Annotated in this window: 20 protein-coding genes and 1 other RNA gene; 14 read left to right on the plus strand and 7 right to left on the minus strand. The window is 49.6% G+C overall.

Annotated features, from left to right (window positions below):
* The first annotated feature begins 33 nt into the window (after positions 1-33).
* Entirely contained in the window at positions 34-1623 is a 1590-nt protein-coding gene (locus tag BMY11_RS17575) for a degradosome RNA helicase CshA (RefSeq protein WP_090579010.1), read from the plus strand.
* A 64-nt stretch (positions 1624-1687) separates the two neighbouring features.
* Here BMY11_RS17575 and BMY11_RS28525 read toward each other — a convergent pair whose 3' ends face one another.
* Positions 1688-1783: a YjcZ family sporulation protein gene (locus BMY11_RS28525; RefSeq protein ID WP_177182687.1), complete on the minus strand. Its 96-nt coding sequence runs from the start codon at positions 1781-1783 to the stop codon at positions 1688-1690.
* 182 nt (positions 1784-1965) lie between these two features.
* Here BMY11_RS28525 and BMY11_RS17580 point away from each other — a divergent pair, with 182 nt between their 5' ends.
* The 3 genes from BMY11_RS17580 (at position 1966) to BMY11_RS17590 (ending at position 3479) form a co-directional block, all read left to right on the plus strand.
* Positions 1966-2760: a YesL family protein gene (locus BMY11_RS17580; RefSeq protein ID WP_090578883.1), complete on the plus strand. Its 795-nt coding sequence runs from the start codon at positions 1966-1968 to the stop codon at positions 2758-2760.
* Positions 2761-2808: 48 nt separating this feature from the next.
* Positions 2809-2990, plus strand: a non-coding RNA gene (ssrS, locus tag BMY11_RS17585) — 6S RNA.
* Between the two features lie 96 nt (positions 2991-3086).
* On the plus strand, positions 3087-3479 hold the full coding sequence (locus tag BMY11_RS17590; protein ID WP_090578886.1) for a DUF1499 domain-containing protein: 393 nt from the start codon (positions 3087-3089) through the stop codon (positions 3477-3479).
* Positions 3480-3642: 163 nt separating this feature from the next.
* On the opposite strand, the gene tpx is transcribed toward BMY11_RS17590, so the two are convergent.
* Positions 3643-4161 (minus strand): thiol peroxidase, encoded by a 519-nt coding sequence (gene tpx / locus BMY11_RS17595; protein ID WP_090578888.1) that lies wholly within the window; start codon positions 4159-4161, stop codon positions 3643-3645.
* A 93-nt stretch (positions 4162-4254) separates the two neighbouring features.
* On the opposite strand from tpx, the gene BMY11_RS17600 reads away from it, so the two are divergent.
* The 3 genes from BMY11_RS17600 to BMY11_RS17610 all read left to right on the plus strand — a co-directional run bounded on the left by BMY11_RS17600 (position 4255) and on the right by BMY11_RS17610 (position 7813).
* Positions 4255-4863, plus strand: coding sequence for a rhomboid family intramembrane serine protease (locus BMY11_RS17600; RefSeq protein WP_090578891.1), 609 nt, complete (start codon positions 4255-4257; stop codon positions 4861-4863).
* A 47-nt stretch (positions 4864-4910) separates the two neighbouring features.
* Positions 4911-5819: a glutamate biosynthesis transcriptional regulator GltC gene (locus BMY11_RS17605; protein ID WP_090578894.1), complete on the plus strand. Its 909-nt coding sequence runs from the start codon at positions 4911-4913 to the stop codon at positions 5817-5819.
* 170 nt (positions 5820-5989) lie between these two features.
* Positions 5990-7813: a peptidoglycan D,D-transpeptidase FtsI family protein gene (locus tag BMY11_RS17610; RefSeq protein WP_090578897.1), complete on the plus strand. Its 1824-nt coding sequence runs from the start codon at positions 5990-5992 to the stop codon at positions 7811-7813.
* 12 nt (positions 7814-7825) lie between these two features.
* Here the strand turns inward: BMY11_RS17610 and BMY11_RS17615 are convergent, their stop codons facing one another.
* The gene (locus BMY11_RS17615) at positions 7826-8938 is read right to left on the minus strand and encodes an AI-2E family transporter (RefSeq protein WP_090578900.1); all 1113 of its coding nucleotides are present in this window, start codon (positions 8936-8938) and stop codon (positions 7826-7828) included.
* A 234-nt stretch (positions 8939-9172) separates the two neighbouring features.
* Between BMY11_RS17615 and BMY11_RS17620 the strand changes: the two genes are divergently transcribed.
* Positions 9173-10594, plus strand: a complete 1422-nt coding sequence (locus BMY11_RS17620) for a polysaccharide deacetylase family protein (RefSeq protein ID WP_090578902.1) — start codon at positions 9173-9175, stop codon at positions 10592-10594.
* A 70-nt stretch (positions 10595-10664) separates the two neighbouring features.
* Here BMY11_RS17620 and BMY11_RS17625 read toward each other — a convergent pair whose 3' ends face one another.
* Together BMY11_RS17625 and ilvD are read right to left on the minus strand one after the other, a co-directional pair.
* A complete protein-coding gene (locus tag BMY11_RS17625; RefSeq protein ID WP_090578905.1) occupies positions 10665-11279 on the minus strand; it encodes a PH domain-containing protein in 615 nt (204 codons plus the stop codon).
* Positions 11280-11399: 120 nt separating this feature from the next.
* Entirely contained in the window at positions 11400-13088 is a 1689-nt protein-coding gene (gene ilvD, locus BMY11_RS17630; protein WP_090578909.1) for a dihydroxy-acid dehydratase, read from the minus strand.
* A 283-nt stretch (positions 13089-13371) separates the two neighbouring features.
* Between ilvD and BMY11_RS17635 the strand changes: the two genes are divergently transcribed.
* From BMY11_RS17635 to BMY11_RS17660, 6 genes are read left to right on the plus strand one after another with little or no spacing between them, the layout of a single operon-like run.
* Positions 13372-13677, plus strand: coding sequence for an urease subunit gamma (locus BMY11_RS17635; protein ID WP_090578912.1), 306 nt, complete (start codon positions 13372-13374; stop codon positions 13675-13677).
* 23 nt (positions 13678-13700) lie between these two features.
* Positions 13701-14069, plus strand: a complete 369-nt coding sequence (locus tag BMY11_RS17640) for an urease subunit beta (RefSeq protein ID WP_090578915.1) — start codon at positions 13701-13703, stop codon at positions 14067-14069.
* Positions 14066-15784, plus strand: a complete 1719-nt coding sequence (gene ureC, locus BMY11_RS17645; protein ID WP_090578919.1) for an urease subunit alpha — start codon at positions 14066-14068, stop codon at positions 15782-15784. Before BMY11_RS17640 ends, ureC begins: the two co-directional genes overlap by 4 nt.
* A gap of 20 nt (positions 15785-15804) precedes the next feature.
* Positions 15805-16539: an urease accessory protein UreF gene (locus BMY11_RS17650; RefSeq protein WP_256217606.1), complete on the plus strand. Its 735-nt coding sequence runs from the start codon at positions 15805-15807 to the stop codon at positions 16537-16539.
* A 42-nt stretch (positions 16540-16581) separates the two neighbouring features.
* A complete protein-coding gene (gene ureG / locus BMY11_RS17655; protein ID WP_090578921.1) occupies positions 16582-17304 on the plus strand; it encodes an urease accessory protein UreG in 723 nt (240 codons plus the stop codon).
* The gene (locus BMY11_RS17660) at positions 17240-18142 is read left to right on the plus strand and encodes an urease accessory protein UreD (RefSeq protein ID WP_256217610.1); all 903 of its coding nucleotides are present in this window, start codon (positions 17240-17242) and stop codon (positions 18140-18142) included. Before ureG ends, BMY11_RS17660 begins: the two co-directional genes overlap by 65 nt.
* Positions 18143-18170: 28 nt before the next feature.
* Here the strand turns inward: BMY11_RS17660 and BMY11_RS17665 are convergent, their stop codons facing one another.
* Together BMY11_RS17665 and BMY11_RS17670 are read right to left on the minus strand one after the other, a co-directional pair.
* Positions 18171-18743: a GNAT family N-acetyltransferase gene (locus tag BMY11_RS17665; protein WP_090578924.1), complete on the minus strand. Its 573-nt coding sequence runs from the start codon at positions 18741-18743 to the stop codon at positions 18171-18173.
* A gap of 360 nt (positions 18744-19103) precedes the next feature.
* Positions 19104-19454 carry a hypothetical protein gene (locus BMY11_RS17670; RefSeq protein ID WP_090578927.1) on the minus strand — a complete coding sequence of 117 codons (351 nt, stop codon included), beginning with the start codon at positions 19452-19454 and terminating at the stop codon, positions 19104-19106.
* Positions 19455-19976: the final 522 nt, after the last annotated feature.

Consider the following 19976-nt stretch of genomic DNA (forward strand, 5'->3'; position numbering starts at 1 on the left):
GATGCAGATAGAAGGAGATTGAAACATTTGAGTTTGAAAACATTTGCTGAATTCGGCTTGGAACCTAAGGTTCTTCAAGCCATCACTGACCTTGGATTTGAGGAATCAACCCCAATCCAATCCATGTCCATTCCAATTGCGCTTTCCGGTACCGATATGATCGGCCAAGCACAAACAGGAACGGGTAAGACGGCTGCCTTCGGTATTCCGCTCGTTAACAAGATTCCGGTAACCGAAGAACGTATCGTCGCACTAATTATGACCCCGACTCGTGAGCTTGCGATCCAAGTTTCGGAAGAAATCGGAAAGCTTACACGTTACAAAGGTTTGCGTTCGCTTCCAATTTATGGCGGACAAGAGATCGGACGTCAGATCCGCGCACTGAAGAAGAAACCACAAATCATCATCGGTACACCAGGTCGTTTGCTTGATCATATCAACCGCAAAACGATCAGACTTGATGATGTACAAACGGTTATTTTGGATGAAGCGGACGAAATGCTCGACATGGGCTTCATGGAAGACATTACTTCCATCTTGTCCCTCGTACCAACAGATCGCCACACGATGTTGTTCTCGGCTACAATGCCGCCAAACATCCGCAAGCTGGCTGACCAGTTCCTGCGTAACCCTGAGCACGTGTCGGTTATCCCAACACAAATTAGTGCTCCGACAATTGATCAAGCTTACATCGAAGTGCATGAGCGCCAGAAGTTTGATGCGCTTAGCCGTTTGCTTGATATGGAATCGCCTGAGCTTGCCATTATCTTCGGTCGTACAAAGCGTCGCGTAGACGAATTGAGCGAAGCACTGCAGAAGCGCGGATATTCCGCTGACGGCTTGCATGGCGACTTGTCCCAAAATCAGCGTGACAACGTTATGCGTAAATTCCGTGACGGTAGCATCGATGTCCTTGTAGCGACAGACGTTGCAGCGCGTGGTCTAGACGTATCGGGCGTAACGCATGTAATTAACTTTGACTTGCCGCAAGATCCGGAGAGCTATGTACACCGTATCGGCCGTACAGGCCGTGCTGGTAAAGAAGGCGTCGCTTGGTCGTTCGTAACGCCGCGCGAGCTGGATCATATGCACTTCATCGAGCGCGTAACGCGCCACAAGATTGCGAAGAAGCCGTTGCCAAGCCTTGCAGAAGCAATCGAAGGCAAACAGCGCCTAACAGCAGAGCGTATTCTTGAATCGCTTGACTCGGAAGGCGTGAGTGAGTTCAAGGCAATTGCAATCCAATTGCTTGAGCAATACGATTCCGTAAATCTGCTGGCAGCAGCGATTAAACTGATTACTGGCGAGAAGAAAGATGTGAACATCGAGCTTACGCCGGAAGATCCTATTCGCGCGAAGAAGCGCAGACCGGATGTTCGTTCGAACGGACGCCGTTTCTCCGGCGGTCCATTCGGCGGCGGCAGTCGTTCTGGCAGCGGTCCACGCGGACGCGGTGAGAGCAGCGGACGCGGTGGCTACGGCAGCAATCGTAGTAGCAGCGGAAGCAGCAGCAGCAGTAGCAGTAGCAGCAGCTACGGTCGTGACCGTGATGCTGGTGGCAAAGGTCGCAGTGGCGAAGGCCGCAGCGAAACTCGTCGTCCACGTCCATCCTCTGCTGAATAAGCTGGAATAAACACCGGGGCTTCTGTTTAGCCGAGCAATCGGATAAATAGAAGCCCCTTTCCTTTTAACAGAAGCATGCTCCTACGATGATGATCAGCAAGATGAACAGAACGAGAATCATAGCTGGGGAAGTCATGGAACCGTGATGGGCGTTGCTCATGAGATGCGACCTCCTTTACCTGCTGGGATGGGCAATCGTAACACTATAATGTATGCGTATAGGTGATAGCCGTTTAGACATATGCCTACGTATTCCCGAAAATGGGCGTTGGCTTATGGGGAAGACTATATTATAGTTATCGTAGAAGAAAATGAAATCGCTTGCTAGGAGGATAAAGCAACATGGAAATGAGAGGCATGATGGGCGGGTTTTACAAAATCTCGGAATGGATAATGCGATTATCGGTGACGAACGTACTCTGGATTATTTGTTCGCTGCCGTTTATTATTCTGCTATTCCCTGTATTATTCGCGCAAAACGGTGATCAATTGCTCGGTTACTTTATCGTAGCAGGCGTTGTAGCTCCGTTCACGGTATTCCCTGCAACTGCGGCCATGTTCTCCGTAGCGCGCAAATGGGTCATGGGTGAAGTAGACGCGCCGCTGCTGAGTACTTACTTCCGGAATTACAAAGATAGCTACAAGCAAAGCATGATTGGCGGCGTCATCTACGTTATTCTGTTCTCGATTCTAATCGTTGACTTCCGCGTTTACTTGGTCAAGCTGGAATCGCTTAAGCTGCTATCTTACTTGTTTATTGCTTTATTCGCACTGCTTGCCGTATCGCTGTTCAACTTCTTCTCGATGGTCGTTCACTATCACATGAAGACGATGCAGCTGCTCAAGAATGCGGTGCTGCTCACCATCGGACGTCCTTTCCGTTCGCTGTCGACGGTCATCATGTCTGGTGCTGTCATTGGGATCAGCGTGAGCTCGGCGAAGCTGATGTTCCTGATACCGTTCTTTACCGGCAGCGTCGTGGCGTTGCTGGCATTCTGGAACTTCTACGCGGTCTATATAAAGCTGCAGGAGCAGATGCAGAAAGCGGCGGAAGCAGAGGCCGAAGAAGAGCGTAAACGGCTCGAAGAAGAGGGCATAGTCTTGAATGCAGAAGAAGGACAATCGTCCATTAAATAGCTCCTGTACTCAAGTTTACTTTTGCTGTTGATACGTCTATAATAGCAATACATCCTGCGATGTACGTTACGGCTTATCACTTGTTTTGAACCAATGGCTGTATTTAGGGAGACTCAATTGAAGCGCGGCTGACATGCCCTCGAAAAGGGATCTCAAAACCGCTTCTGCGGCCACCCACCTGCGAGAGCGGGTTCAGAAACAAGCAAGCTGGACGGCAGAGCGGGTTCATAGTTCCAATGAAAAAGGGGGAAACCCCTTTTTTTTGTATCATCATCTATGCTATGATATTTGTTAGTGTACATAGACATTGGAGGGGGAGATTACTTTTGTTGAAGCGGACCCTCATCGGGTTGCTGCGCAGTCATGAATTGACTGGCGATAAAGCGAAAGATCCGTTGCTTAAATCCCATTATTACAAATTATCCCGGGAGAAGGCGTGGGAAGAAGTCGTCTCCACACTCAAAAAAATGCAAGGCTATAAGGTGCTTCACGAAGTTCATTCTGTAGGCGAGATTGTTCTCGAGAAACGGACGGTTACCGGACGTACAATGGACATTACCATCTCGGTTATTAACGTAAATCCAGTAACTGCTGCTGTAGATATTTATTCCGCGTCGCGCGGTTCTTTCGGAGACCTTGGTTCCAACTATCGGATTATTCTTGATATTTACCGGACTCTCGATAAGAAGCTGGCTCAATATAAGACAACCAGCATTTAATAACGGAAGTGTAAACGGCTGTCGCCGTCCTTACTGCAAAGCTTGCGTTACGCGAAAGACATTATAGAAATTCATACAGGCGAAGCATATATAAGTTCTATAATGTAGAAAAAGCGAGGAAGGGAGCCCCTTACCTCGCTTTTATCATGTGTGGTTATGTAGCTTATACGAGTGCTTGGAGAGCGTTAAGTGCATTCTCGTAGTTCGGGTGCTCTGTCATTTCGCTAAGAACTTCCACGTATTGAATCGTGTCGTTAGCGTCGATAACGAAGATTGCGCGCATGTCGAGATTCAGATCCTTAATCAGTACGCCGTAAGCTTCGCCGAAGTTGTTGTTCTTGTAATCGGAGAGCATAACAACTTTGTCTACGCCAGCTGCGCCGCACCAACGAGCTTGTGCGAACGGAAGGTCAACGCTGACAGTCAGAATAGCAACGTTCTCGCCGAATTTGCCAGCTTCTTCGTTAAAGCGGCGTGTTTGCGCGTCGCAAACGCCTGTATCGATGGAAGGAACGACGCTGACAAGTTTAACTTTGCCTGCGAAATCCTTCAAGGAGACAACGTCAACTAGCGATTTGTTCAGTTGGAAATCTGGTGCTTGGTCACCAACCTTAAGTTCTGGGCCGATCAGTGTAAGCGGGTTTCCTTTAAGCGTTGCTACGCCAGTACGTTCTTGAGCCATTAAAAAACAGCCTCCTTGAAATAAATTAGGTTCATACCAAATAATTATAATCATAATGAAATACCATTGTCCAATAGGGAGTGTGTAAATGAAATGATTTTCCTCCGCTATGAAAGCTTCCGCAGCTATTTGCGGTATTACCCAGTTACGGCAGCGATTATCGCGATCAACATTCTTGTCTATGTGTTGGACCATCTTGTATTTAACGGTTCCTTGCTGGATCACGGATACTTCTACAGTGCAAGAGGGAACAATTTCTTCTCCCTTGAAGAGCCATGGCGCTATGTAACTGCAGAATTTCTTCATCTGGATATTTCACATATCTTCTTCAATATGTTCAGCATTCTTGTCTTCGCTCCGCCTTTAGAGCGGATGCTGGGCCATGTGCGGTATGCACTATTTTACTTGCTATGCGGTATCATCGGTAATTTGTTCATTGCAATCGCTGCTACGAATCCAGGTGCTGGTGCGTCAGGCTCCATTTACGGTGTGTTCGGTGCTTATCTGTATTTAGCGCTGATGAAACGATCGCTCGATGTGAATTCGCGTAAAACGGTCTATTCGATCCTTATATTCGGTGTGCTATACTCGTTGTTTGCTCCTAATATTGGTATTTGGGCTCATGTGGGCGGATTATTCGCGGGATTCATACTTGCTTACGCATACGACTGGTATGTTACATTGAGACAAAATCGCAGATAGTCAGATATAGGCGCGAGAGGTAGTTTTGGAATAGAAGAGGGGACGTCATGGAACTTCGTCAATTGTATTATTTTGTGAAAGTGGCCAAGAAAGAGCATGTTACGAAAGCAGCGGAGGAGCTGCACGTAGCCCAATCAGCAGTCAGCCGCCAGATTCACCAGCTTGAAGAAGAGCTTGGGGCAAAGCTGTTTCTCCAGAAGGGGCGGAATTTGCAGCTGACACCGGTCGGCTCGTTGTTTCTGAAGCGGGCTGAGGTTATATTGGCTGATCTTGAGCGCTCCGTGGTTGAGATTCAAGAATTTCTCGATCCAGAGAAAGGGGAAATTCGACTCGGCTTCCCACACAGCCTTGGAATCTCCCTTATTCCTGAGGTGGTGGCTGCGTTCCGCAAGCTGAATCCGAACGTGAAGTTCAGGTTCAAGCAAGGGATGTACCCGTCGCTCATTCAGGATGTGAGAAAGGGAGAAGTCGATCTCGCATTCGTCTCCCCATGTCCGGAGAGCCATCCGCATGTGACGGGACAAATTGTACTGACTGAGGAGCTCTTCGCAATCTTGCCGCCTACCCATCCTCTTGCAGGTGAAGATGCGATTGATTTGATTCAGCTGAAGGACGAAATGTTCGTGCTGTTCAGTGAAGGCTACTCACTGCGCCCGATTGTTTGGGAGGCGTGCAAAGAGGCGGGATTCACTCCTCGAATCGGATTTGAAGGTGAAGAGACCGATACGATTCGTGGTTTAGTAGCCGCAGGTATGGGTGTAAGTCTGCTGCCAGAGATGGCGCTTTATGCATCCGGGCCGCTGCAGCCGGCGAAGGTGCGTGTGAAGTCACCGCATGTGACGCGGACGATCGGCCTCATTTATCGGTCAAACGAGAAGCTGCCTCTGGTGGCGAAGGCGTTCCAGACCTATCTTCTTGATTTCTTTGAATGCGATCGGTTTAAGATGAGATCGTAATCCCTGCAGCAATGGTTATAAGTCTCCTGTTAGAAGTCTCCGGTGGAGTTCATCTCCGTCTGAGGCTTTTTTTGTTTGCCAGAGGGACGAAGGTTGTTTGTCTGTCTGTCACGATGGCGGGATGGGGATAATGAAGAAAAGATTAGAATATGAAGGGAATCGGTGCATGAATGAGTGTCGAACGGCGGAGAAAACGACAACGGCGTGTATTTACGGTGCTGCTCGGGATGAGCTTTCTGCTCGTGCTCTACATACTGCGAATTGCTTGGCTGCAGTTTGCTCCTGCTGCTCCAGTGATGACTAGCCGTGCAAGCACGCAATTGAAGGCGGAGTCTGTCGCGCAGCGTGAACGTGGGCTTGTACTTGATACCGGGCGCGGAGACTTCTACGACAAGAGCGGGCTTGCGATCACGGGAGAGACGTACAAGGCGCTAGCTGTGTTCCCGCTGCAGCAGAAAGCGAGAACAGGTGCTCCGAAGGAACTCACTAAGCTTGCTGATGCACTTGGTGTAAGCGAGAACGCGCTTGGCGGATGGATGCGCGGACTGAAGGAGGCGTCGTTTTGGCGAAGTGCAAATGAGCGACTGCCGCACAAGCTGACGGAACGACAGCTCGGAATGATTAATAAGCTTCATGTGAACGGAGTTAGAGTGCTGCCTTATCGAAACCGGTATCCGGAGGCATTCGATCCCAAGCATGTAATCGGTTATACAAGCCAGCATCCAGAGCTGCTGCGCTCGGATTATTCAGAGCGACTAGAAGCCAAGTCGATGAAGCTGACGGATCAGACGGGGGGCTCCGGGCTTGAGCGCTCCTTGGATCAGCTGCTGCAAGGTGTAGGCGCGACCTCGGTTTCGTATTTCACGAACGGAGCGGACGAGCCGCTTCATGGACTCGACCTGCGGCTTACAGGGCCCAATAATCCATATTATCCGCTGAAAATAACAACGACGCTCAACTTGCCCATTCAGAATAGGCTGGAGAAGTATATCGATAAGAATGGGTTGAAGGAAGGCGCTGTTGTTGTGCTGGATGCTGCGACAGGCGATATAGTCAGCATGATCTCACGACCAAAGCTTGTAGTGAGTCGGATCGGAGTGGAAGGAACGGACTCGGCGAATCATGCGATTCGAGCGGCAGTACCTGGCTCCATCTTCAAATTAGTGACGGAAGCGGCAGCTTTGGAAGCGGGGATGACGAATGAAGGGGAGTCGTTCTTCTGCGGAGGCAATTATGGCCGATATGGACTTCACTGCTGGAAGCGAGGCGGCCATGGCACTGTGACGCTGCAGGAAGCGCTCGCTGGCTCATGCAACGTAGCGTTTGCTACAATTGCGGAGCGTCTCAGCGCACGCCAGCTGACGATTGCAGCTGATCAGCTTGGACTTGCTCGCCAAGTAGGCTGGACGAGCGAGCATGCCTTCCAGCCGCTTGGTAAGCCGCTTAAACAGCTCCAGGATGAAGAAGCAGGCGCGGTCTTCGCAGTGGTTCCATCTATGCGAGACGGAGGGCAGCTGGCGCAGACGGGGATTGGTCAGCGGGACGTGCGTATGTCGCCGCTACAGGCTGCCAACTTGATGGTCACGTTGCTTCATCAAGGCGTCGTGCATGAACTGCGTCTCGTGAGCGAGATTCACTATGGCAATGGACAACTGCTAACGAAGCTGCCTCGTCAGCTGGCACCTTCGCCTTATGGACAAATAAGCCTCCATACGGCGCAGACGCTTCTGCGCGGGATGGAGGCTGTTGTGGCCTATGGTACAGGCCGTTCAATCAATGAGGGCCGCTGGAGTGTAGCTGGTAAGTCAGGAACGGCTCAAGTGATACTGGGGGGCCACGAACGCATCAATCACTGGTTCGTCGGCTATGGGCCGGTGCAATCGCCGCGTTATGCCGTTGCTGTACTTGCCGAGAATCGCACGCCAGGCTTGTCCAATAAGGCGACAGTGCTCTTTCGCGGTGTGATGGATATTTTGGCAGAAGATGAAGGCTAGAGCTCGTCCAAGCTAGATCTGATCTGCCGGGTTTGTCTGGTTATCGAACTCGCCTCTTGGAGAACGGATCCACCTGTGGAAGTATCGCTGTTCATACAATGCTTTCAGTAGAATCATCAGGATTGGCGACAGAATGACGCCGGAGATGCCGAAGATCGATAAGGACACGATCATGAATGCGAGCATCGTGAAAGCGGAGACGCCGAGTGTATCGCCGGTAATCTTCGGTTCAAGAATTTGGCGAGTCAGTACGACGACTAAGAACAGGACGGTCAGCCAGATGGCGAGCGTGGTCTTGCCAACGATGAACAAATAGATAATCCAAGGCACGAACACGGTTCCGACCCCAAGCAACGGCAGCACATCGAAGAAGGCTGAAAGTAGTGCGACGGAGAACGCATTATCGATGCCTAGAAGCAACAACGAGACGAAGATAACGACAAATGTGATGCTGATTAGTTTGCCTTGAGCCTTCAGGTAGCCAGCGATGCCGGAGAATACATTTTCCCGCAGGAACAAGAACGCTTTCTTGAACGTATTCGGCGTCTTCTCCTTCGCAAGCTGTTTCCACTCTTTAATCTCCAAACTTAGGAAGTATGCAAGAATGATGCCGATGGAGAAATTAAAGATAAAGGTGGAGAAGGATTTCAAATAACCACCTAAGGAAAGCAGGAACGAACCGGCCAAGTTCGAGCCCCAGCTCGTAATGTAGTCAAGGATGTCTTTCGCTTTGGCGACTACACCAGGCGGCAACCCAGAGAACTTCTCCTGTATGTCGGAGGCATTGCTCTGGAATTGTTCAACGAGCAGGCTCTGGTATTTGTTCAAATTGCCGGCAAGGCCAGTAATCTGAGACGTCATCACATAACCAGCTCCTACAAAAGCGCCGACAATAACAAGCGTAAAGACGAGCACAGACAAGCCAGCAGCGATCGATTTCTTCATCCCTAATCGCTGGAGCCAGCGTGCGGGCGGCTCGATGAACATATAAATCACAAAAGAAAGGAAAACAGGCGTCGCAATCCGGTATAAATAGCTGAAGACAAGCATAATGAGATATACCGTGAGAACAATGAGGGCAATATCAAATGCGGTGCGCCAATATTTACGGTAGAAGGAAAGCATTGGACAGACTCCTTTTGCAGCGATATTGAACAGACTTATATTGATTGTACTATAAAATAACAGTGTTTCCCATTCGTTCATTTCTTATGAGTTCTGAAGCTGTAGATTATGTTAAGTTACGTAGCCGTTTCGACACCTGCTATGGTACAATATATGGAGGCATCAGGCAGTACGGACTAACTCTCTCCATTGGACGTGAAAGAGACGTAAAACAAGGTGGTGGGAAAACGAATCATGGAGAACTTCCTGCTATGGGGCTTTTATTTTTTAACTTTTTACGCTTTTTTGCCAGGTATCATTAGTCGGACATTCGGGTTTCGAGTATTTAAAGAAGGCCGTGCGAAGAAGGAGATTGCGCTCACTTTCGACGACGGGCCAGATCCGATTTATACGCCACAGCTACTCGATCTGCTGAAGCGCTACGATGCGAAGGCAACCTTCTTCGTCGTTGGTATCCATGCGGAACGTCACCCGGAACTTCTGAAACGGATGCATGACGAAGGACATGTCATCGGCATTCATAACTACGTTCATAAATCTAACTGGTTAATGCGGCCAAGCACAGTCAAGAAACAAATTCACCGCACTTCCGAAATTATTCGTAAAACGACCGGTGTTCGTTCAGCTTACTATCGTCCACCGTGGGGAATCGTCAATTTATTTGATTTCTCGAATCTCGGTTATTTGCAAATCATTCTTTGGTCGTCCTTATTCGGTGATTGGCGTAAACGGGTTGGTGCTGAGCGACTGCAGAAACGGATTATGAAGAAGCTGCGGCCCGGTGAAGTGCTGTTGTTGCACGATTGTGGGCAAACCTTCGGTGCGGATGAGGATGCGCCAGCAAACATGCTGAAAGCGCTCGAGCCTGTGCTAGAGGCGGGTAAAGAACGCGGCTACAAATTCGTCCATATTACCGATATGATTGCCATTACAGACAAGAACAAAGCAGCTGCACCGTCGTTTAGCTTGCTGAAGCGGGCGATTATCGCTTGTTGGATGGGCTGGGAACGAGTGTTTCATGTGCTATTTCGCGTGAAATCGGGCGGCGAGGGAGCGATCTTCCATTACCGCATCATTCCTTATGGCGGTAAAACGATTGAGCTTGAGGACGGACGCCGGATTGAGCCGAAGGATCCTGTCGTTGAGCTTCACTTCGATAACCAGAAGCTGCTCGGCATGATGGCGGAATCGAAGTCAATGATGCATGTAGCTATTAGACTTATTCGAGAAGTGCAGCATGGCATGCCTAAGCTTGCCAAGAAGCTAATGGAAGATGAAGCAGCCGGGACAGTAAAAGGACTTTACGGTGTCAGCATGATCAACCGTGGTGCAGAACAGTTCGGCTTCAGTGTGTTGCCAATTCCTAAGGGATTGTTCGATAAGTCAACGCGAATCTACTTGAAGCTGCTTCTTAGAGTGCTCCACCCTTCGGGCAAACAGCGATTAGCTGAACAGGGTGCACGACTGGAACCGCGAATTATCGCGATGTCGATGGCGGAGTTCTGGCATCGGTACGGTCAAGATACGAAGTTGGCTCGAGAATGGAAGGCTTCTGCTGCTAAGGCGGACACGAAGCGGAACACTGGTGCTCATAACAGCATGACGCCAGGTACTTTCGATAATGCCAACGCTGCAGCAGGTGAAGCTGCACCTTAACTTAGAGACAGCAGCATTGTATGAGAATGGAAGAAGGCGCCGCCTCGATGCGGCGCCTTCTTCTTTTTATTTAATGATTAATATAACGCTCAAATACAGCGCCGAAGTCCTTCGACTTGTACTGCTTCTGTGTTTCATGCAGCCAGTTGAAGGCAAGCTGATTGATGGATTTGAACTGTTCGGACAAATCAATCTCTGCTTTGTAAATTTGGCTGACTGTCGATGATGCTAAGTCGAGGCTCTGTCTTGCAAATCCGAGATTAACCTCGTTCTCATGCGAAATCTCAGCGATTTTAATGAGTGCTTTGTATAAGTCTTTAATGTCTTCGATATATTTCTTATGTACATCAATGGTGAATTCGGTGCTGCCCAGCGTGAATTTGATCTCGACGTCAAGGTCGACCGTTCCTGCTGTTTCCAGGCTGACGCCGGAAATGCGGTTCGAGCTGTAGGCGTAGCGGTGAAGCGTCCGTTTCTTGCTAATGGCGCTTGTACCGTCGAGATGAATGAGCGCTTGGTTCGTGAAGCAGTATTCATCCGATTTCGATTTAATCAGAAAGTAAATCTTCTCGTTATCCTCATGAAGCACGTAATCGTCGGCATCCACCTTGTCGTAATTTTCAGGTTTGATGACCGAGCCCAAATCGCTTAATCCGAGCACATCCGCAGCTACCTTACCAAACATAAGCGCAAGCCTCCTCGATTTCATAAGTGTATGCATACCAAAAAGATCGCCCTGCAAGGATGACGTTCAATCTGTCATACGCAGGGCGATCTTATTAAGTTGCAGGTTTAGCAGAAATTTCTAGTTGAATCTCAATACGCCACCTGTGCTTGCGTTTGTAACGAGGTGGGAATAACGAGCGAGATAGCCTTTAGTAATCTTCGGCTCGAAACCTTTCCAGTTCGCACGGCGAGCTTCGAACTCTTCGTCGCTGATCAGGAGGTTCATCTCGTTGTTGATCAGATCAAGCTCCACGAGGTCGCCATCCTGAACGAATGCGATTGGTCCGCCTTCAGCCGCTTCCGGAGAAACGTGACCGATACTGATTCCGCGGGAAGCGCCAGAGAAGCGTCCGTCTGTTACGAGACCGACTTTCGCGCCGAGGCCCATACCGACGATCTGGGAAGTAGGAGCAAGCATTTCAGGCATGCCTGGTCCACCTTTTGGTCCTTCGTAACGGATAACAACGACATGGCCTTCTTTAACCTTGCCATTCGCAATACCGTGCAGCGCTTCATCTTGCGAATCGAAGCAGATTGCAGGGCCTTTATGGTAGCCGCCAACCGATTTATCGACGGCGCCGACTTTAATGATTGCACCGCGTGGTGCCAGGTTACCGAACAGAACAGACAGACCGCCGCGTTCGCTGTGCGGATTATCAAGTCTGTGGAGAACATCCGTATCCTGGATGTCATGGCCAGCTACGTTCTCACGAAGCGTCTTGCCAGTTACCGTCAGCATGTCGCCGTTCAGTGCGCCTTCTTTCTTGAACAGCTCGTTCAGAATTGCGCTTACGCCGCCGGCATTGTGCACATCTTCGATGTGGTAGTCGGAAGCTGGAGCAATCTTCGCAAGATGAGGTACACGTGCAGCTATTTCGTTGATACGCTCGATTGGATAGTCGATACCAGCTTCATGCGCAATTGCAAGCGTATGAAGAACGGTATTCGTGGAACCACCCATCGCCATATCAAGGGCGAATGCGTTATCGATCGATTCTTTCTTCACGATATCGCGTGGTTTCAGGTCCAACTTAATGAGCTCCATCAGCTGGCGAGCCGCTTGCTTAACGAACTCTTTACGTTCAGGCGATACGGCAAGAATAGTACCGTTGCCTGGAAGCGCAAGGCCAAGGCCTTCTGCAAGGCAGTTCATCGAGTTCGCTGTGAACATACCAGAACAGGATCCGCAAGTTGGGCAACCGTATTGCTCAAGTTCTGTCAAGCTTGCTTCATCGATTTTGCCTGCTTGGAAGGCGCCAACGCCTTCAAATACGCTCGACAACGAAATGGGACGGCCATCGGATGTTCTACCCGCTTTCATCGGTCCGCCGCTGACAAGCATCGTCGGAATGTTGACGCGAAGCGCGCCCATAATCATCCCTGGTGTAATCTTGTCGCAGTTCGGAATGCAGACCATACCGTCGAACCAGTGCGCGTTAACGACTGTTTCTACGGAGTCAGCAATAATTTCACGGCTGGCAAGCGAATAACGCATGCCGATATGACCCATCGCGATACCATCGTCAACACCGATTGTGTTGAATTCGAACGGTACACCGCCTGCTTCGCGGATTGCTTCTTTAACGAGCTTGCCGAATTCCTGCAAGTGAACGTGGCCAGGAACGATATCAATGTACGAGTTACAAACCGCGATAAACGGCTTGCCGAAGTCCTCTTCCTTAACTCCGGCAGCACGCAGCAAGCTGCGGTGCGGAGCGCGGTCAAATCCTTTTTTAATCATGTCTGAACGCATCTTGTTTGCCGCCATTTCTGTCCCTCCCAAAGTAATTCAATAAATTTTAGTCTACCACATTGCCTGTCCGATGGCTAGCTTGGCTGTCGAAAGGTGAGGGTGGTAAACAATAGGACTGGAGCGGAGTTGGAGTAATTTTACGTTAGATAAGTTCGACAAAAACTGACATGAAACCTTTGATATCGTGCCATATCGCGAATTATGTATCATTAAATGTTAGTTAAGTTAACATAAATCATTTACTTACCTATCTTCGCTCGGTATAATAATAGAAAAACGACAGAACAGAGGTGTCATCATGCAACTAACTGAACGTGAGAAAGAAAAACTACTCGTTACGATCGCTGCTGATTTGGCGAAGCGGCGGCTCAATCGCGGCGTGAAGCTGAATTACCCTGAAAGTGTTGCATTGCTGACTTCCGAAATATTAGAAGGCGCCCGTGACGGCATGACCGTTGCCCAGCTAATGGAATATGGCACAAACATTCTTAGCCGTGATCAAGTGATGAGCGGCGTTGCAGATATGATTCATGATGTGCAAGTGGAAGCGACTTTCCCGGACGGCACGAAGCTCGTAACGATTCATCATCCCATCAAAGGCTGATCGAGAGAAAGAAGGTGAGCGGATTGATTCCTGGACAATATCGGATCGTGCCGGGTGAGCTTGAGCTTAACGCAGGAAGGCAAACGACGAAGCTGCTTGTTGCAAATATAGGCGACCGGCCGATACAAGTCGGATCACATTTTCATTTCTTTGAAGTGAATCGAGCGCTGCGCTTTGATCGCGAAGCAGCCTTTGGCATGCGGCTTGACATTCCTGCTGGTACGGCAGTGCGGTTTGAGCCAGGTGAGGAGAAGCCAGTACAACTTGTAGAGCTCGGTGGCAGCAAGCTCTCCTATGGACTTAACGCGCTATCCGGTGGGGCTGCTGTTCATGGTGCGATGTCTGAAGATGTACGCGCAAGGCTTGAAGCTTGGAAGGTGGAGCAACCATGAGCAGAATGGATCGAAGCAGCTATGCAGCCATGTTTGGTCCGACAAAAGGTGATGCCGTGCGGCTTGCGGACACAGAGCTGTGGGCGGAGATTGAACACGATTACACCGTCTATGGGGATGAATGCAAATTCGGCGGCGGCAAAGTTATCCGAGATGGCATGGGGCAGTCAAGCGGTGCCCTTCGGGCTGACGGTGTGCTGGATACGCTCATTACGAATGCAGTCGTCATTGATCACTGGGGGATAGTGAAAGGAGACATCGGCATTCGGGACGGCGTCATCGTCGGCATCGGCAAAGCCGGGAACCCGGATATTATGGATGGCGTCACACCGGGAATGGTCGTTGGTGCTAGTACGGAGGTTATTGCAGGCGAAGGCAAAATCATCACTGCGGGCGGCATCGACACGCATATTCATTATATATGCCCTCAGCAGATTGAGACTGCTCTCTCTTCCGGAGTCACGACGATGATCGGAGGTGGTACAGGTCCTGCGACGGGAACGAATGCAACGACCTGTACACCGGGCGCTTGGCATATGTATCGGATGCTGGAGGCTGCGGAAGCTTTTCCAATGAATCTAGGCTTTACTGGAAAAGGGAACGCGTCATTCGCGGGTCCGCTCATCGAACAGGTGGAAGCGGGGGCAATCGGATTGAAGCTGCACGAAGATTGGGGTACGACGCCGGCGGCTATCGATATTTGCCTCGAAGTCGCGGACCAGTATGACGTTCAGGTCGCCATTCATACCGATACGCTTAATGAAGCGGGATTTCTTGAAGATACGCTTGCGGCGTTTAAAGGCCGGACGATACATACTTACCATACGGAAGGTGCCGGCGGCGGGCATGCACCAGATATTATCCGCGCGGCAGGCGAGCTGAATGTACTGCCATCCTCGACAAATCCAACGCGTCCTTTTACAGTCAACACAATTGAAGAGCATCTCGATATGCTGATGGTATGCCATCATCTGGATAGCAGCATTCCCGAGGATGTTGCTTTTGCGGACTCGCGGATTCGGCCGGAGACGATCGCTGCGGAAGATATTTTGCACGATATGGGCGTCTTTAGCATGATTAGCTCCGATTCGCAGGCGATGGGCAGAGTTGGCGAGGTTATTATCCGAACATGGCAGACCGCTGACAAAATGAAGAAACAGCGAGGCGCGCTGGAAGAGGAAACGAGCGCAGAAGCCGATAATTTCCGCATCAAACGTTATATCGCCAAGTACACAATAAACCCTGCGATTACACATGGCATCTCGCATCTCGTCGGTTCAATAGAGCCGGGAAAATTCGCTGATCTCGTCGTATGGAGCCCGATGTTCTTCGGCGTAAAGCCAGACCTTGTGTTGAAGGGCGGAATGATCGCATATGCGCAGATGGGTGATCCGAATGCTTCGATTCCGACGCCACAGCCAGTGTTCGGCCGACCGATGTTTGGCGCCTTCGGCAAAGCTAAGTACAAGAATTCCATCACCTTCGTTTCTCAAGCGGCTTATGCGAGCGGGATAGCTGAACAGCTTGGTCTCGCGAAACGGATCGAGCCTGTTTCTGGCTGCCGTACAGTAACGAAGAAAGATATGATACACAACGATGCTCTTCCCAAAATTGAGGTGGATCCGGAGACGTATGAGGTGAAGGTTGATGGAGTTCTCGCGACATGTGAACCTGTGGATGTGCTGCCGATGGCACAGTTATATTTTCTGTTCTAAATGAATGAGGTGAAGCTGCAGTGGTTGAACAACTATCGGTTTCGCTAACGCGGCCACCTTCTACAGCGGGGATCGTTTCTTGGCTCGCTCTTCAGCAGCTGCTCGACTCAGCGCTCCCGATTGGCGGATTCTCGCATTCTTTCGGACTGGAAACACTCGTTCAGGAAGGTTCAGTCCGAACGACTGCCAATCTCGAGGAGTACATGCGAGCGATGCTGCTGCAAAGCTGGAGCACGGCGGATGTAATGGTTATAAAAGCAGTCTATCGGGACTTGCCCGTACGTAAGCTGGACTCGCTTTGGGCGGTGGAGCGACTTGTGCATGTTCAGCGGGCAGCGATTGAATCGCGAACCGGTGTTCAAAAGATGGGCAGGCGGCTGCTACAGCTGCTTGTTTCCCTTTATCCGCAATGTGATTGGTATACGCTCACCGAGGGTGTTTGCACGAATGATTGCCTCGCGACACATCCGCTTGTTTTTGGCTATGCGTGTTGGCAGCTTGGCATCAGTTTGGAGCAGGCGGCGCAAGGTTACTTGTACGCGTGCATGGTGACTTGTGTGGGGAGTGCGCTGCGACTGATGTCGATTGGGCAGACAGAAGGGCAGTCCATCATTGCCCGCCTAACCCCGATAGCGGTTGAAGCTTGGCGCATTGCAGAATCGATGGAGCCGGAAGAAGCTTATTCGAATATGCCGTTAGCCGAAATTGCGATGATGCGTCACGAGCAGCTGTATTCCAGGCTGTTTATGTCCTAAGTACGAGGGAACAATCAGATCACTTTTTAGGAGGCGTTCAATATGTGTCAAGGACAAGGTCATCACCATCGTGAGTGGGAACAACCTTCGATAGATCGCTCAAGACCGATTCGGATTGGAATCGGAGGTCCGGTAGGCTCTGGCAAGACGGCGCTCGTCGAGCGGCTGGCAGGCGCGCTTAAGGGTAAATATAGTGTCGCTGTTATCACGAATGACATCTATACCAAAGAGGACGCACGCATTCTGACGGCAACGGGCGTGCTGCCTGAGGAACGCATTATTGGTGTTGAGACGGGAGGTTGCCCGCATACCGCCATTCGAGAGGATGCCTCAATGAACTTTGAAGCGGTCGATGAGCTGACGAGCCGTTTCGATGACCTCGATATTATCTTTATTGAGAGCGGCGGTGATAATCTAGCTGCAGCATTTAGCCCAGAGCTAGTTGATCGGTTTATTTATATTATCGATGTCGCCCAAGGAGAGAAGATTCCCCGCAAAGGCGGGCCTGGCATTATGCGATCAGATCTGCTCATTATTAATAAGATAGATCTTGCTCCGTACGTTGGCGCCAGCCTACAGGTAATGGAGGAGGATACGAAACGAATGCGCGGAGAAAGGCCCTATGTGTTCTCAAATCTGTTCGGCGGTGTGCACGTCGATAAGATCGTACACTGGCTAGAGCATGAGCTGGCCCACGCTCATGGTCACGAGCATCATCATGGAGATCATGACCATCATGCTCACGGACATCGCAGTCACGTCTAGTGAGAAGGGGCGGCGCATTTCGCAGCTGCGGGCCGTATTTGAAAAGCGGGAGCGGGGCACCATTATCACATCGAAGTACCATACTGCGCCTATCAAGATTGCGAAAGCTTTTCCGCTCGGAGGCCCTGTCGGCGTCATTGTAATGGATGTTTCTCCTGGACTGCTTGCTGGTGACCAGTACGAACTGTATTGGAAGGCAGAGGATGAAGCTCATGCCTATATCACAAACCAATCCTTTACAAAGGTTCATCCAGCGCATGAGGATCATGGCGGTTCTGCGATGATTCAATGCTTTGAGCTTGGGAAGGGAGCTATTGTCGAGTCGATGCCTGAGCCGACAATGCTATACCGGGATGCGGAATTTACGATGCATACTGAGGTTAGGCTTGCTGAAGGAGCAATCTGGATGGGGGCGGAGGTGCTTTGTCCGGGAAGAGCGCTTCGAGGTGAGCTGTTTGCTTATCGTTTCTTTAGGAGCAAGTTCAACGTCTACTATAAGGATGAGCTGATTTATGCGCAAAATCAATTCATTGAGCCATTGGCACAAAGGCTTACTGTACGCGGTTGTTTTGCGGGGATGACACATACAGGTGTATTCTATGCGTTCTCGGATCGGTTGCAGGCTGCGCATGCTGAAGCGATAAGGACTGTGCTCTCAGAGCTTCCCCTTCTCGAGGAACATCCGATTGAATGGGGCGTCTCCATGACGTATAAGTATGGGATTGCTGTGATGATGGCAAGTACCGCTGCGTGGGCTCTCCAAGAAGCTTTGTCTATCGCATGGGCGAAAGCTCGTGAGGTTGTGCTTGGTCTGCCGCCAATAGCGCTACGTAAGTAAAGAAAAGGATGGCGAACGCCTTAGTTCGTCATCCTTTTTGCTGTTTGTCGCCAAAATAATCCTCGCTCGTTAAGCCGTAGTAGTGGATATCCTCGAATTGATCCCATTTGCGAATATGCTGCTTGAACAGCCCTTCGTGCTTTAGGCCGGCTTTCAGCATGACTGCGGAGGAAGCGGGATTCTTCGTCATGGCAGCGCCCCAAATGCGGTTTAGCTTAATCGTTTTGAAGCCGAATTGAAGGATTTGTATAAGTGCTTCCGTCGTGTAGCCGTTGCCCCAGAAGCTCTGCCCGAGCCAATATCCGATTTCACCTCGTTTATGTTCGGAAGTCATATTTAGGCTAATGCAGCCCATCAAAGTATGGAATTCTTTATGGACGATTGCGAAAGTATATCCATGACCATGTCTCGCAGCGTCCGTGCGAAAATCAATCCACATCTGTGCGGCTCCATCTGGGTATGGATGAGGAAGTGACAATGTGGTGCGTGCAACTGCCTCTTCGCCAGCGAGCCGCTGCACATCGGTTGCATCGCGCGGTACAAATGGGCGCAGTAGGAGCCGTTCCGTTTCGAAACGATAGGAAGGAGTTCTGTTCGCCATCGGATAATTCACTCCCGTGAAATTTTTACTTCATTATAGCAGTGGACAAGTACAACAAAAAACCCTTTCTTCCTGTTTGTTGAATACAACTTGAGGAAGAAAGAGTTTGGTACTGGACCTTTTGTTATTGAGCTAAGTATATTAGTCTTCCGCGCTGCTGTTTGTTTTCTTATTATTACTGTCGGAGCCCTTCGAGGTCGTATTCTTACGGCCCTGACCTTGCTGCTTTGCCAATCTTATTCCCTCCTTTCCATATTGCTGTAGCCTAGTGTGCGTAGAAGAGGGAAACATTATGAATGAATTTGCTCAATAAAAAAACTCCTATCGAATGTTGGACATCCGCTAGGAGGTTTCATGTTGTTACATCGCTACTTTGTTGTTGGTGGACAGCTGGTGTTTGATACCTTGAAGCCGCCATTTGGATACATGGACTTGCTTCGCTTCCGATGCGCTGTGATCGAAACAGATCAAGCCGTCAGTGAATGAAAGCACCTTCTCCTTGTTAACGTAGCAAGTGCCACTCACTTTAATGAAACGCCCTGATGTGATGTAGTTGTTCAACTGCTCGGTAGTAATGTTCTTCTTTATGTTGTAATTTCTACCGTGGAAGCTGACTAGTCCGGTTTTGCCGACTTTAAAGTAGTAAATGTCCTTCTCTACCTCAAAGTTCTCATATACGTTGTGATTCTCATCTGCTACTACCTTCATCATGTATTGAACCCCCTCAAAAAAGATGAATTTGTTAGCGCTTTCATTGTATCACATACGATTTCCATTGTGAACGGGGGAGGATATCAACTTTAAATAATTTTTAGCCGTGCCTATTCCATTGAATTGATAATAAAGATGCATGAATAGATTTCGAATATTGAATGTAAAATAATACCTGTTGCATACTAGTTGTGGGACATGGTATATTCTATTTCTGCCGCTGAGACGTACACGATGACGCGGTGGTCGAAACGAAAACAAGTTGAAAATTAAGCTTGCAATTGAGTTTCGATATATGATATATTCTAATTCCGGCCGAGAGGTTGGGATGAGAAAAAAGAATTTTGTTCCTTGAAAACTGAACAATGAGCGACCTGTCAAAAGGTCATAAAATACGTCGAAACGACGATCGCCATTTGGCGAAAGCGTTTCTGACGAGCTAGTTTTTTGAATGAGCTAACAAGCAAATTCATTTGGCGCAAATGGCTTCGCCATTTCGCCTATTATGGAGAGTTTGATCCT

It is taken from the genome of Paenibacillus sp. OV219 (assembly GCF_900110075.1).
Classification (GTDB): Bacteria; Bacillota; Bacilli; order Paenibacillales; family Paenibacillaceae; genus Paenibacillus_Z.